Source organism: Amycolatopsis vastitatis, assembly GCF_002234595.1.
Taxonomy (GTDB): Bacteria; Actinomycetota; Actinomycetes; order Mycobacteriales; family Pseudonocardiaceae; genus Amycolatopsis; species Amycolatopsis vastitatis.
In genome coordinates this window covers 48,827-63,174 of record NZ_NMUL01000034.1, presented here as the reverse complement: position 1 = coordinate 63,174, position 14,348 = coordinate 48,827, and the positions used below count along the sequence as shown (strand labels likewise).

The window sequence follows — 14,348 nt, the reverse complement described above, 5'->3', positions numbered from 1 at the left end:
GGTGGCCACGTTGGCCGAAGTGATCAGCGCCATCGACGCCGTCGACGTTCGCTTCCCGACTTCCCTGAGCCTCGACGGGTCGGACGCGATGAACCCCGAACCCGACTACTCCGCGGCGTACGTGACCATCCGCACGAGTGCCGGCGACGAGGGCTACGGGCTCGCCTTCACCGTGGGCCGCGGCAACGACGTCGAGGTCGCCGCCGTCCGGGCGCTCGTGCCCCTGGTCGTGGGCATGACGGTGGACGACGCGCTCACCGACCTCGGGGCGTTCTCCCGCCGGCTGACCGGGGACAGCCAGCTGCGGTGGCTGGGCCCGGACAAGGGCGCGATCCACATGGCCGCGGCCGCGATCGTCAACGCGGCGTGGGACCTGCGGGCGCGCCGCGAAGGCAAGCCGGTCTGGCGGTTGCTGGCCGAAATGCCGCCGGAAGACCTCGTCGACCTGGTCGACTTCCGCTACCTCCAGGACGCCCTGACCCGCGACGAAGCCCTGGAGATCCTCCGGAGCGCGGAACCGGGCCGCGCGGCCCGCCAAGCCGAGCTCCTCGAATCCGGCTTTCCCGCCTACACCACGACTCCCGGCTGGCTCGGCTACTCCCCGCAGAAGCTGGCGGCGCTCGCCGCGGAGGCGGTCGCGGACGGGTTCACCCAGATCAAGCTCAAGGTCGGCGCCGACCTCGACGAAGACATCCGCCGGCTGCGGCTGGCGCGGGACGTCGTCGGGCCGGACGTCCGGATCGCCATCGACGCCAACCAGGCCTGGGGCGTCGGCCAGGCCATCGAATGGCTGCGCCCCCTCTCCGAGTTCGACCCGTACTGGATCGAGGAGCCGACCTCGCCCGACGACGTCCTCGGCCACGCCGCGATCCGCCGGGCCGTCGCGCCGATCAAGGTGGCCACCGGCGAGCACACCCACAACGCCGTGATGTTCAAGCAGCTCCTGCAGGCCGAGGCGATCGACGTCCTCCAGCTCGACGCGAGCCGCGTCGCCGGGGTCACCGAGAACATCGCGATCCTGTTGCTGGCCGCGAAGTTCGGCGTCCCGGTGTGCCCGCACGCCGGCGGGGTCGGGCTGTGCGAAATGGTGCAGCACCTGTCGATGTTCGACTTCGTCGCGGTGAGCGGCACCCAGACCGACCGCGTCATCGAGTACGTGGACCACCTGCACGAGCACTTCGTCGACCCGGTGCGGATCGAGCGGGGCCGCTACCTGGCCCCGCGGAAGCCGGGACTCGGGGCACGGCTGCACGCGGAATCCGTGGCCCAGTACCGGTTCCCCGACGGCCCGGTCTGGCAGCGGGACGCGGTGGTGGTCGCGTGAGCGGCGGCGAGTTCGACGGCTTCCGCGCCGTCGTGACGGGCGGGGCGTCCGGGATCGGGCTCGCCACGGCGCGGACGCTGTCCCGGCGCGGCGCGCGGGTCGTCTGCCTCGACCTGAACGACCAGGTCGAAGCGCCCTTGACCGGCGTGCGGGCCGACGTCTCGGACGACGGTTCCGTGCGAGCCGCGGTCGCCGCCGCGGTGGACCACCTCGGTGGCCTGGACGTCCTGGTCAACAACGCCGGGATCGGCGCGCAAGGAACCGTCGAGGACAACGACGACGCGGAGTGGCACCGCGTGTTCGACGTCAACGTCGTGGGCATGGTCCGGGTGAGCCGCGCGGCCCTGCCGCACCTGAGGGAGTCGCCCGCCGCGGCGATCGTGAACACCTGCTCGATCGCGGCCACCGCCGGGCTGCCGCAACGAGCGCTCTACAGCGCCACGAAAGGCGCGGTCCTCGCGCTCACCCGCGCGATGGCCGCCGACCACCTGGCCGAGGGCATCCGCGTGTGCTGCGTCAACCCGGGCACCGCGCACACCCCGTGGATCGACCGGCTGCTGGCCACGGCCGACGATCCCGAAGCCGAGCTGGCCGCGCTCGCCGCGCGCCAGCCCACCGGCAGGCTCGTCACCGCCGAGGAGGTCGCCGCGGCGATCTGCTACCTGGCCGGCCCGGACTCCGGCGCCACCACCGGCACCGATCTCGCCGTGGACGGTGGTATGTCCGGCCTGCGGCTCCGCCCGAAACCTGTCAACGAGGAGAGGTCATGAAGTTCCAGCACCTGAGCGCCGCCGCTGTCGTCACAGCCGGAGTCCTGACCGCGGCCGCACTGGCCGGCTGCAGTGGCGGCGGCTCGACCGCCGCTTCGGGCGGCAAAACCGTCGTGGGGGTCGACTACCCGCGCTCGGACACCGACTTCTGGAACGCCTACATCAAGTACGTGCCCCAGTTCGCCGGCCAGTTCGGCCTCGACCTCAAGACCACCAACTCGCAGAACGACGTCGCCAACCTGACGGCCAACGTGCAGACGATGATCAGCCAGGGCGTCAAGGGCGTGGTGATGGCGCCGCAGGACACCGCGGCGATCATCCCGACGCTGCAGCAGCTCGCGAGCAAGAAGATCCCGGTCGTGTCCGTCGACACCCGGCCCGACCAGGGCAACGTCTACATGGTCGTGCGGGCCGACAACCGCGCCTACGGCGAGAAGGCCTGCCAGTTCCTCGGCACCAAGCTCGGCGGCAAGGGCAAGGTCGTGATGCTGCAGGGCGACCTCGCGTCGATCAACGGCCGGGACCGCACCGAAGCCTTCAACGACTGCATGAAGAAGAACTTCTCAGGCATCACCGTCTTCGGCGAGGCCACCAACTGGGACGCCAACACCGCGGCCCAGAAACTCCAGACCCGGCTGACCGCGAACCCGGACATCAAGGGCGTCTACATGCAGTCCAGCTTCGCGCTGTCCGGCACGCTGCAGCTGCTCAAGCAGCGCGGCCTGGCGGTCCCGGCGAGCGACCCGAAGCACGTGTTCATCGTGTCCAACGACGGCATCCCCGAAGAGCTCGCCAAGATCCGGGCGGGCGAGATGGACGCGACCGTGTCCCAGCCCGCGGACCTGTTCGCCAAGTACGCCCTGCAGTACGTCAAGGACGCGATCGCCGGCAAGACGCCCACGCCGGGCAAGACCGACCACGACAGCACCATCATCCAGGTCCGCGACGGCCTGATGGAGGACCAGCTGGCCGCACCGCTGGTCACCGCCGACGGTGCCACGTTCGGGCCGGTGAGCAGCGTCAAGGTCGACGACCAGTCCCTGTGGGGCAACAGCAAGAGCTGACGGCTTTCGGAGAGGAAGCGAAACATGAGCACCGTGCCGGTCGTCGAGGCCCGTCAGGTGGTCAAGCGCTACGGCGCCACGGTCGCGCTGGACGAAGCCGACCTGACTGTCCTACCCGGACAGACGCACGCACTCGTCGGCCGCAACGGTGCCGGCAAGTCCACGCTGGTGTCCGTCCTGACCGGACTGACCGAGCCGGATGCCGGGACCGTGCGGCTGAACGGGGGACCGGCGCCGGCCCTGGCCGACCGCGACGCCTGGCGGTCGCGGGTGGCCTGCGTGTACCAGCGGTCGACGATCATCCCCGAGCTGTCGGTGGCGGAGAACCTGTTCCTCCACCGGCAGGAGACCCGCGGCGGGTTCGTCCGCTGGTCCGCGCTGCGCCGCTCGGCCGCCGAACTCCTGGAGCGCTGGTCGGTGGACGTCGACGTGCACCGGCCGGCCAAGGAGCTGAGCGTGGAGCAGCGGCAGTTCGTGGAGATCGCGCGGGCGCTGTCGTTCGGGGCCCGGTTCGTCATCCTCGACGAGCCGACCGCCCAGCTCGACGGCACCGCTATCACCCGGCTGTTCGGCCACATCGCCGAGCTGCAGCGACAGGGCGTCACCTTCCTGTTCATCAGCCACCACCTGCAGGAGGTGTACGAGATCTGCGACACGGTCACGGTGTACCGGGACGCCCGGCACGTCCTCACCGCGCCGGTCGCCGAGCTGCCGAAGGCCGACCTCGTCGCGGCGATGACCGGGGAGAACGTCGTCGTGGCCGAGGAGCGCACCTCGTCGGCCCGGTACGGCGTCGAACCCGTGCTGCGGGTGGACGACCTGACCCTCGCCCCGCACTACCGGGACGTCTCGTTCGACATCGCACCCGGCGAGATCGTGGGGCTCGCCGGGGCGGGCGGCAGTGGCAAGACCGAAGTCGCCGAGACCCTCACCGGACTGCGCAAGCCCACCTCGGGCACGGTCTTCGTCGGGGACCGGCGGCCGCGGCCCGGGGACGTCCCGTCGGCGCTGGCCGCGGGGGTCGGCTTCGTCCCGGAAGACCGTCACCACCAGGGTTTCGTGCCGGAGATGTCCATTGCGGACAACACCACCATGAGCGTCATGGACCGGCTCGGCCCCGGCATCTTCGTCCGCTCCGCCCTGCGCGACCGGCTCGCCGGGAAGCTGATCACGCGGCTGGCGGTGAAGACCCCCGGCCCCGAGCTGCCGGTGTCCGCGCTGTCCGGCGGCAACCAGCAGAAGGTCGTCATGGCCCGCGCGCTCGCGGGCGACCCCGGCCTGCTCGTGCTGATCACCCCCACCGCCGGGGTCGACGTGCGGTCGAAGGAGTTCCTCCTGGGCAAGGTCGCGGAGGCCGCCGCGGCGGGCACCGCGGTGCTGATCGCCTCGGACGAACTCGACGACCTGCGCCTGTGCGACCGGCTGCTGGTCATGGTGCACGGGCGGCTCACCACCGAAATGCCCGCAGGCTGGCAGGACCGCGAGGTCGTGGCCGCCATGGAAGGAGTCGACCTCGATGCCTGAAAGCCCCGCCGCGGCAGTCGTCCCGCCGCGGACCGAGCCCGGCGCCACGCGGCCGCCGCGGCGCATCGCCCTGGCCCGCATGCGCGACTTCGCGCTGGTGCCGGGGATCATCGCGATCGCCGTCGTCGGCCAGCTGGTGAACCCGGTGTTCCTCCAGTACGACAACGTGATCAACATCCTGCAGACGATGTCGGAGATCGCCCTGCTGGTGCTGGCCCAGACGATGGTCCTGGTCGTCGGCAAGATGGACCTCTCGCTGGAGTCCACCTTCGGGCTCGCGCCCGGTGTGGCGGCCTGGCTGACGATCGGCGGCGGCCATTCGCTCGGGCTGCTGCCGTCCTGGACGGCCGTGCCGGTGGTCCTGCTCGTCGGCGTGGTGGTGGGGGCGCTCAATGCCCTGCTGATCGTCCGGTTCGGGCTGAGCGGGTTCGTCGTCACCCTCGGCATGCTGATCGTGCTGCGCGGTCTGCTCACCGGCATCTCCGGCGGCCAGACCTTCTTCGGCCTGCCCGATTCGGTGCTCTACCTCGGCACCACGCTGTGGGCCGGTGTCCCGGCGTCGATCTGGATCTGCGTGCTGCTGTTCGCCGGGGGCATCGTCCTGCTCGGCTACACCCGGTTCGGCCGCAGCCTGTACGCGATCGGCGGGAACGAGGACGCGGCGAAAGCCGCGGGCATCAGGACCGACCGCGTCGTGTGGATCGTGCTGATCGGGGCCAGCGTCCTGGCCGCGCTCGGCGGGCTGCTGCTCTCGGGGCGGCTCGCGTCGGTGGCCGCGGCGCAGGGCAACGGCTACATCTTCACGGTGTTCGCCGCCGCCGTGATCGGCGGAGTGAGCCTGAACGGCGGCCGCGGCACGCTCTTCGGCGCCTTCACCGGCATCCTGCTGCTGTACATGATCCAGAACGTGCTGACCCTGGCCGGCGTGCCCGCGCAGTGGATCGGCGCGCTCAACGGCGCGATCATCCTCATCGCGCTGGTGATGTCCCGCATCACCAGCGGGAAGCGGCAGACCTGACGTTTCCGCGCCCGCCCCGAGCGCCCCAATGTGGCGTTGGTTGCGTCCAACGCACCGAACGCCACATTGGGGCGTTTGAGCCGGCTCCAGCCCGACCGGCTGGACTGGTCGGTGCCCGGTTAGCTCCCCATCACCCTCGCCGAAGGTCGGCACGGCCAAGGACTTCCGGTTCACCCGCGACAAGGCCGGCCGCGTGCTCTACGCGACCGTGCCGGCCTGGCCCGGTGCCACGGCGGACATCACGACGCTGTCAGGCAAGCGGATCGACCTGAGCACCCTGCGGCGCGTCGAACTGCTCGACGCTCCCGGCTCGCTGAAGTACACCCAGGACGCGGGCGCGCTGCACGTCACGCTGCCGTCGGCGAAGCCGTACGATTCGCCCGCCTACGTGCTGAAGCTGACGTTCGACGGCCGGATCCCGGTGGTGGGCCCCGCGTCCGGCGCGACCGTGTTCGCCGATGTCGGTTGCCGGGGCGCGAGCGCGGCGCTGGCGGTCGGCAGCTACACGGCCGCGCAGCTGCAGGCGAAGAGCCTCCAGCCCAGGACCGTTTCCGCGATCTGGCCGGAGACGGCTACCAGGCCCTCGGCTACCCCGGGGACAACCTCACCGGCACCCCGGGCAAGTACGGGACGGCGACACCGGATCTGCGCACCTCCGGGTTCAACGACTCGATCGTCTCGATGCGCATCGCGTTCGACCCCGCGCGGTGGTTCCGCATCGTCAACGTCACCAGCGGACTGGCCGTGGACGGCGGCGGCGCGGTCGCGGCGGGCAGCAAGCTGAAGGTCTGGACGCCGGACGACAGCACGAACCTCCAGTTCGGGATCGAGGACGCCGGCGACGGGTTCGTCAAGCTGACCAACCGCGCCGGCGGTCTCGTGATCGACGGTGCCGGGGCCGCGGCGGGCGGCAATCCCGTGCAGTCGGCCTACACCGGCGCCACGAGCCAGCAGTGGTCGATCACCGACACCGGGGGCGGTGTCTTCGTCGTCGCGAACCGGGCCCCCGGCCTGGTCCTCGACGGCGGCGGGAGCGTCCCCTCCGGCTCGCCGCTGAAGGTGTGGTCCGACGACGGGAGCCCGAACCTCCGCTGGCAGTTTTCGGTGGTCTGAGCGCCGGCGAGCGCGCGGACCCGGGTGCCCCGCCCGGTCCGGCGCGTCGCCGCCGAGGTGAGAAAGGCGTGAAGGATCCGGCGGTTCGCTTGTTCTCCGTCGCCGTTCCGGATTGAATCCATCGAATCGTGTGAGCATGTGTTGACACGCCGATGGGGGCAAACGGATGCTCGGCTTGTCGGCCAAAGGGCCGATACGCCGGACCGGCATGGGAGGGCCGAGCCATGATCAGCGAACCGAGGGCCGTTCCCGGCATGGACGGCTGCCCGGCCCGAGCGGCCGCGTGACGATGGAGCCGGAACTCGTCGAGATCAACGTCACCGTGCCGCATTCTCCGGCCCAGCTGTGGACGATCGTGGGAAACCCCCAGCTCTATCCGCGGTTCGTCCGGGGGATCACGTTCTGCGAGCCGGTTTCGGAGGTCGCCGGCCGCGGCGCCCGCTACCGGTACCGGGCCGGCGGCGAGGGCGAGGCCGAAATCTTCGTCCACCGCCGGGACGAGCACCTGGCCTGGTCCGGCGTGGAGGGCAGGCCGCACCGGATGTCCGTCGTGCTGCGTGCGGTGCCGGAAGGTTCCGCGGTCACGATCCTGCTCACGGTGCTGGACGGCCGTTCGCCGGCGGTCCCGAAGATCCGCCGCCGGATCCTCGAGGCGATCGAGACGATGAGCGACCACCTCAGCGGCGTTCCCGCGCCCGATCCACCCTCGCGCCGCCCCACGAAGCGCGAGCTGGGGCGGATCCTGGTCCGGGCCGGTGTCCTCACCCCGGCCCAGCCCACCGGGACGCTGCGGCAGCTGCGGTCGGTGGGCCGCTGGGGCTCGACCCTGGCCGGCGGCTACGAGGCGGTGGCCCGCCGCGCGCCCGGGTCCCTCGCGCTCTGCGACGAGCGGTCCGAGCGGACCTTCGGCGAGGTCGACGAGCGCACGACCCGGCTGGCCGCGGTGCTCAAGCGCTACGACATCACCGAGGGGGCGCGGGTCCTCCTGATGTGCCGCAACCACAACGCGATGGTCGAAACGATGATCGCCTGCAGCAAGCTGGGTGCGGACCTGACCCTGATGAACACCGGGCTGGCCCTGGGCCAGGCCGCCGAATTCGCCCTGCGGCACCGATCCCAGCTGGTGCTCGCCGACGCCGAGTTCGCGGCCCTGCGCGGGCAGCTGCCCGCCGAGATCCCGCAGCTGTGGACGTGGCCGCCCGGCGGCGGGTGGCACGGTTCGACCATCGAAGAGCTGATCGACGCCGAGCCCTTGGCCCGCATCGCCCCGCCGAGCAGGCCCGGCCGGCTCGTCGTGCTCACCTCGGGCACGTCCGGTCCGCCGAAGGGGGCGCGCCGCCCGACGCCGAACAACGTCGCGGACGCCGCCGCGGTCCTGTCGGAGATCCCGCTGCGGGCGGGGGAACCGATCCTGGTGGCCGCCCCGCTGTTCCACACCTGGGGCCTGGCCGCGCTCCAGCTCGGCATGGCCCTGCGGGCCGGTCTGGTGCTGCCCCGGCGCTTCGACCCGGAAGCGACGCTGGCGATGATCGAGCGGCAGCAGTGCACGGCGTTGTTCGCGGTGCCGACGATGCTGCAGCGGCTGCTGGACCTGCCGGAGAAGACGCGGGCGCGCTACGACCTGTCCTCGCTGCGCGTGGTCGCCAGCTCCGGCGCGGGGCTGCCGGGCCGGCTCGGCGAGGAGTTCATGGACGCGTTCGGGGACATCCTCTACAACCTCTACGGCTCGACGGAGGTGTCGTGGGCGGCGATCGCCGGGCCCCGCGATCTCCGGGCGGCCCGCGGCACGGCGGGCAGGCCGCCGATCGGCACGGCGATCCGCGTCCTCGACCGCGCGGGTGCCCCGGTCCCGCCCGGCGCGACCGGGCGGATCTACGTCGGCAACCGCCTGCTCTTCGACGGCTACACCGACGGGGCGCAGCTCGACGTGCGGGACGGGCTGATGGACACCGGCGACCGCGGCTACCTCGACGCCAACGGCCTGCTGTTCGTCGAGGGCCGGGAAGACGAAATGATCGTGTCCGGCGGCGAGAACGTCGCGCCGGCGTCGGTGGAGGAAGTCCTGCTCACCCTCCCCGAAGTGCGGGAGGCGGCCGTGGTCGGGGTCCGCGACGCCAAGTACGGCCAGCGCTTGGCGGCTTACCTCGTGCTCGTCCCCGGCGCCCGGCTCGACGTCGACACGGTCCGGTCCCACGTCCGTGAGCGGCTCGCCCGGTTCGCGGTGCCCCGGGACGTCGTGTTCGTCGACGACCTGCCGCGCAACGCCACCGGCAAGGTCGTCAAGCAGGTCCTGCGCCGCATCTACCGCTGGTGACCCGGCCGGCTACCCGGCGTCCAGGTCCCGGACGTCGGCCAGGTGAGCCCGCAGCCAGCGTTCCGACGTGTCGACGTGCATCAGCGCGGCGGCGGTGGCCACGGCGGGGTCACCGGCGGCGAGCGCGTCGTAGATGGCCTTGTGCTGGGACAGCGTCACGTGCGTCACGCCCCGGTCGACGGTGCCGCGCCAGACCCTGGCCCGCAGGGTCCGCGAGGAGATCCCGTCCAGGACGGCGGTGAGCGTCTCGTTGCCCGTCGCGGTGACCACCGCGCGGTGGAAGGCGGCGTCGAGCACGGTCAGGCGTTCGACGTCCTCGACGGCCTCGTGCATCGCGTCGAGGAGCTCGCCCACGGCGCGCAGCTGCGAGCCGGTGATCCGGGTGGCGGCCAGCCCGGTCGCCGCGGGTTCGAGGAGCCGGCGTACTTCGGTCAGTTCGAGGACGCTGCCGTCCTGCATGAGCGACACCGCACTGCCGAGGCCTTCCAGGAGCAGGCTCGGCGCGAGGCTGGTGACGTACGTGCCGTCGCCGCGGCGGACCTCCAGCACCCTGGCCAGTGCCAGCGCCTTCACGGCTTCGCGGGTGGGGCTCCGGGAGATCCCCAGCTCGGTGGCCAGTTCGTGTTCCGGCGGCAGCTTGGCGCCTGCCGGGAACCGGCCGGACCGGACGAACTCCCGGATCCGGTCGATCGCCTCGTCGGTCAACGACCTCGCCATCGCACTCCTCGGACCTCGAGCCTGAGCGCTCATTTTAGCAGTCGTATGATGTATCAGGGCTAAGAGTGGTCGGCGCGCCGCCAATTCGACGGATTCACCGCTAGGGCCCCGCTGGGAGCGCCAGTCGACACCGAGGACATGTGATGTCTCGCCGGGTATGCGGCGGAGGACCGGACCCGGCCCTCCGCCGAGGGCCCCTCACGTGGCGCAGATTCCCTGTACCAGTGTCGGTCCCCAGAGCAGGCTCGTCGGGGTCGACTCCACCGCGACCACTTCGAGCGGGCTGCCGGGGAAGACGACCTGGAGGCCAGTGCCCGGCTTGGGGGAGAGCTCGACCGCGCCGGTGCCGAGCGCCCGGGTGCCCGGCGGGCAGTTGACGAACGCGACCTGTTCGGGGTCCGAGTTCGCGGTACTTGACGAGGTGTTGGCGACGACCTGGTAGCCGGCGGGCGCCGGTGCGCAGACCGCGTACGCCTCGATCTGCCAGTTGGAAGTCAGCCCGGTCGCGTCCTCGTCGGCGACGACTTCGGCCGTGGTGGCCGTCAGCGGTGCGACCTTAGTCAAGGTGACTTTGCCGACCGGGTTCACGATCCGGCCACCGACGCCGAGCACCCGCTCGCTCGAGGCGCACAGCGCGTCGGCCTTCTGTTCCGGTTGTGAGCCCAGCGCCGAGTGGCCCGCGACCACGTGCAGTCCGGGCACCTGCCCGCACACGGCGAACGCCTGCACCCACCAGGTGCTGGACGTCCCGGGTGCCATTTCCTGCCCGAGGACGACGAAGCTGTCCTGGCCGCCGGACGTCGAGTGCACCGGCTGCAGCTGCGACAGCACGACGCTGTCGGCGTCGGCTCCCCGGCCGTTGACGAACACCCAGCCACCCCCGCTGATGATCTGGGTGCCGGGCGGGCAGTTGGCCGAAGCGGACTTCAGCGGTTCCGAGTTCGTCGGCGACAACGGCCCGGCGATCACCTGGATGGCACCGATCGCCGCCTCCGCCGGTACCGCCGAGACCAGCTGGACTCCGCCGGCCAGGCCGAGGGCCGCCACCCCGCTCGCGGCCGCTCGAGCCCAGCGTGTGCCGAGCCATGTCCTGCGTTTCCCTCTCATCTTGCTGCCCCTCACCTGCTGTCGTGGATGCCGGCGGCCGGAAAACCCGCCGATGCCGACACCGTGCGCCGGAGCGCTGGGCAATCCCTGGGCAGACGATGGGAAGAGTCAGGAACAGCCGAGGGCGGCGAGGGTGAGCTGTGCTCGTTGCCGGTGGACGGCGGCGGCGCCGGGGTCGGACGGGGCGAGGGCCCGCGCGAGAGCCAGCTGTGCCTGGGCAGTGCCCAGCCGGTGTCCGGTGGTGCGCTGGAGATCGAGGGCCAGCGCGGCCTGGTGGGCGGCCGCGGCGTGCCGGCCGAGGTCGGTCAGCGCCTCGGTCTGCGCCACCATGGCCTGGCCGTGGTGCACGCGGAAACCGGCGATGTCGCTCAGCGCGGCGGCCTCGCGGGCGTGGCGCAGCGCGTGCCCGGGCTCGCCGAGGCCGCGACGAGCCTCGGCGAGCCCGATCAAGGCGACCACTCCGGGGAGCCGGAGATCGGTCCGTTCGGCCAGTTCACGGGCACGCCGATGGCTCTCCGCGGCGGCGTCGCAGGCGCCGAGCCGCAGCCGGACCGAGCCGATGACGTTGAGCGCGTCCGCCTCGTAGTGCCGTTCACCGACCTCCGCCGCCAGGGCCAGCGCCCCGTCGGCCAGGCGCAGGGCGCGCGTCAGGTCGCCGAGGTCCCGGTGGACCTGGGCGAGGACGATCTCGTCGTCGGCCTCGGTGCCGCGGTCGCCCAGCTCGTGGTGCAGCTTCGCCGCGCGGGTCAGCAGATCCATCGCCTCGGGGTAGTCGCCGAGCTGGTGCAGGACCGCTCCGAGGTTGGCCAGGGCCATCGCCGTGCCGTGGCGCGAGCCGAGCTCGGTGAACAACGCCAGCGCTTCCCGCAGGTGCGAAGCGGCTTGCCCGAGCCGCCCCCGCTGCAGGTCGACGACGCCGAGGTTGCCGAGTTTCGACGCTTGCCCGCCCCGCCACCCGGTCCGCCGGTCGACCTCGAGCCCTTGCGCGAAGTGGTCCGCGGCCTCGGGCAGCCTGCCGGACGACAGGTACACGGCGCCGAGGTTGCCCAGCGCCGTGGATGCCCCTCGCGGCCACCGGACGCGTTCGTCGATGGCCAGCGTCCGGCGGTAGTGCTCGATGGCTTCGGTGAACCTGCTCTGCCGCATGTGCAGCCCGGCCAGGCTGAGCTGCGCGGCCATCTGGGCCTTCGGATCGTCCGCGGTCACGGCCGCGGACCAGGCGATCTCCGCGGTGGCTGCCCACTCGACGGGGAGCACCCGCAGCATGAAGTAGCCGCGCAGGGTGTCGGCCAGCAACCACGCGATCCGCTCGAGCCGGTGGCCGGCGCAGTGCCGGATCGCGGCGACGAGGTTGCCGATTTCGGTGTCGAGCCAGGACAGCGCCTCGGTGTGGTCGGAGAACACGACCGGAGGTCCGGCGAAGCCGGGCGGATCCAGCCGCACGGCGGTGGGGTAGAGCAGCTTCGCCGCGGCGTCGGCCGTCCGCAGGTACCACTCGCACAGCCGCCACACCGCGGCAGCGCGCTGCGCGACGTCGTCCTCGGCGCCGGCGCGCTCGGCCGCGTACAGCCGCAGCAGGTCGTGCAGGTGGTACCGGTCGCCGTCCTGGCCGACCAGGTGCGTGCCGGTGAGCTGGTCCAGCCGCCGCCGGGCGTCGGCCGGCGTGCACTCGACGAGAACCGCGGCTGCCGGCACGGTGAAATCCTGGCCGGGCACCAACCCGAGCCGGCGGAACAACCGCCGCGAAGGTTCGTCCACGGCGTGATAGGAGAGGGCGAAAGCGGCTCGTACGGCGCTTTCCTCGTCGTCCTCGATCTGCAGCGCGTTCAGCCGCTCGGCGCCGGCCAGGTCGGCGACCTGGTCGGCGATGCGGCGGCCGGGCCGGCAGCGCAGGTTGGCGGCCGCGATCCGCAGGGCGAGCGGCAACCGCCCGCACCGCTCCGCCAGCTGCGCGGTCTCGGCCGCCTCGGCCCGCACCCGCTCCTCGCCCAGGAGACGACCGAGCAGCGTGACCGCTTCCTGGTGGCCGAGGACGTCGAGCGTGAGCGGGTGGCCTCCCTCGCGGGCGACGATGCCGGCGAGCCGGCTCCGGCTGGTGACCAGCACCACGCAGCCGGCGCTGCCCGGCAGCAGCGGCCGTACCTGGCCGGCGCTGTGGGCGTTGTCGAGCACGACGAGCATCCGCTTGTCCGCCAGCAGGCTGCGCCAGAGACCGGCGGCCTGGTCCGGTTCCACCGGCACGTGCTCGGCCGGGACGCCGAGGGACTGCAGGAACCGCGCCAGCGCCTCGATCGGCCGCATCGGCGGGGCCGACGCGTATCCGCGCAGGTCGACGTACAACTGGCCGTCAGCGAAGCGGTCCCGCACCCGGTGTGCCCAGTGGACGGCCAGTGCCGTCTTGCCGACGCCGGCGGTGCCCGAGACGACGGCGAGCGCGGTCGCGCCGGAGTCGTCCGCCGTCACCAGGTCCAGCTGCTCGAGGTGCTCGTCCCGGCCGGTGAAGGCGGTGGTCGCGGGCGGAAGCTGGGCGGGCACCGGGCGTCGCGGCTCGGCCGCCTCGGCCCGGGGCCGCCGGGTTTCACCCGGATCCGCACCGCCCAGGATCTCGGCGTGCAGGCGCCGCAGCGCGGCGCCGGGTTCGACGCCGAGCTGCTCCACCAGGATGCCGCGGACGCGCTGGAAGGCCGCCAGTGCCTCGCCCTGCCGGTCGGCGCCGTGCAGCGCGGTCATCAGCTGCGCCCAGAACCGTTCCCGCAGCGGATGGGCCCTGGTCAACGACTCGAGCTCGCCGACGAGGCTCGCGTGGTGCCCGGCCCGCAGCTCGGCGTCGATGCGCTGGTGCAGCACGGTCAGCCGCCGTTCGTCCAGGCGTGCCACGTCGGCTTGGCAGGCGTCGAGGGCGGTTCCGTCCAGCGCCGGACCCCGCCACAACGCCAGTGCCTGGCCGAGCAGGACGGCGGTCTGCTCCCACGCCGTCCTCGAGCCCCCGGTGGCCGTCCGGTTCGCGGCGGCCACGAGCCGTTCGAACCGGTCGAGGTCCAGCTCGTCCGGGCCGGTTTCCAGGCAGTAGCCGGGCGGCCGGGTCACCAGCGGCCGGCGACCGGAAGCCACATCGGGCCACAGCGCGCGACGCAGTTCCGAGACACAGCCCTGAAGCAGGCTGCGCGCCGCGGCCGGCGGCCGTTGCCCCCACAGGCACTCCACCAGCCGGTCCGTCGACACGACAGTGCCCGCGTTGAGCAGCAACACGGCCAGCAGCGCTCGTTGCTGCGGGCCGCCCAGCGCGAGCCGCCTGCCGTTCTCCGAGACCTCCAGCGGGCCGAGAATCGAATACCGCATCAGCCCCCCTGGTGCCGGGCACTCAGGGGGCAAGAGCGGCGGAGCGGGCTCCCGATAC

At 72.3% G+C, this 14,348-nt stretch carries 10 protein-coding genes and 1 pseudogene; 8 read left to right on the top strand and 3 right to left on the bottom strand.

Annotated elements, in window-relative coordinates:
- Position 1 precedes the first annotated feature (1 nt).
- The 8 genes and pseudogenes from CF165_RS30920 (at position 2) to CF165_RS30890 (ending at position 9,127) form a co-directional block, all read left to right on the top strand.
- A complete protein-coding gene (locus CF165_RS30920; RefSeq protein ID WP_093951125.1) occupies positions 2–1,324 on the top strand; it encodes an enolase C-terminal domain-like protein in 1,323 nt (440 codons plus the stop codon).
- On the top strand, positions 1,321–2,094 hold the full coding sequence (locus CF165_RS30915) for an SDR family NAD(P)-dependent oxidoreductase (RefSeq protein ID WP_093951124.1): 774 nt from the start codon (positions 1,321–1,323) through the stop codon (positions 2,092–2,094). The genes CF165_RS30920 and CF165_RS30915 overlap by 4 nt, the downstream gene beginning before the upstream one ends.
- Positions 2,091–3,158: a sugar ABC transporter substrate-binding protein gene (locus tag CF165_RS30910; protein WP_093951123.1), complete on the top strand. Its 1,068-nt coding sequence runs from the start codon at positions 2,091–2,093 to the stop codon at positions 3,156–3,158. The genes CF165_RS30915 and CF165_RS30910 overlap by 4 nt, the downstream gene beginning before the upstream one ends.
- A gap of 24 nt (positions 3,159–3,182) precedes the next feature.
- Positions 3,183–4,682: a sugar ABC transporter ATP-binding protein gene (locus CF165_RS30905; RefSeq protein WP_093951122.1), complete on the top strand. Its 1,500-nt coding sequence runs from the start codon at positions 3,183–3,185 to the stop codon at positions 4,680–4,682.
- The gene (locus tag CF165_RS30900; RefSeq protein WP_093951121.1) at positions 4,675–5,700 is read left to right on the top strand and encodes an ABC transporter permease; all 1,026 of its coding nucleotides are present in this window, start codon (positions 4,675–4,677) and stop codon (positions 5,698–5,700) included. Before CF165_RS30905 ends, CF165_RS30900 begins: the two co-directional genes overlap by 8 nt.
- A gap of 193 nt (positions 5,701–5,893) precedes the next feature.
- Positions 5,894–6,043: pseudogene (locus CF165_RS52835) on the top strand (hypothetical protein); the annotation flags it as partial.
- Between the two features lie 122 nt (positions 6,044–6,165).
- Complete coding sequence (locus CF165_RS30895; protein WP_240521875.1) at positions 6,166–6,813, top strand: RICIN domain-containing protein; 648 nt, start codon at positions 6,166–6,168, stop codon at positions 6,811–6,813.
- Between the two features lie 289 nt (positions 6,814–7,102).
- Positions 7,103–9,127 carry an AMP-binding protein gene (locus tag CF165_RS30890; protein WP_093951120.1) on the top strand — a complete coding sequence of 675 codons (2,025 nt, stop codon included), beginning with the start codon at positions 7,103–7,105 and terminating at the stop codon, positions 9,125–9,127.
- Positions 9,128–9,136: 9 nt separating this feature from the next.
- Here CF165_RS30890 and CF165_RS30885 read toward each other — a convergent pair whose 3' ends face one another.
- From CF165_RS30885 to CF165_RS30875, 3 genes are all read right to left on the bottom strand, one after another.
- The gene (locus CF165_RS30885; RefSeq protein WP_093951119.1) at positions 9,137–9,844 is read right to left on the bottom strand and encodes a FadR/GntR family transcriptional regulator; all 708 of its coding nucleotides are present in this window, start codon (positions 9,842–9,844) and stop codon (positions 9,137–9,139) included.
- Positions 9,845–10,042: 198 nt separating this feature from the next.
- Positions 10,043–10,951: a hypothetical protein gene (locus CF165_RS30880; protein ID WP_143268701.1), complete on the bottom strand. Its 909-nt coding sequence runs from the start codon at positions 10,949–10,951 to the stop codon at positions 10,043–10,045.
- 108 nt (positions 10,952–11,059) lie between these two features.
- The gene (locus CF165_RS30875) at positions 11,060–14,290 is read right to left on the bottom strand and encodes an AfsR/SARP family transcriptional regulator (RefSeq protein WP_093951117.1); all 3,231 of its coding nucleotides are present in this window, start codon (positions 14,288–14,290) and stop codon (positions 11,060–11,062) included.
- Positions 14,291–14,348 lie beyond the last annotated feature (58 nt).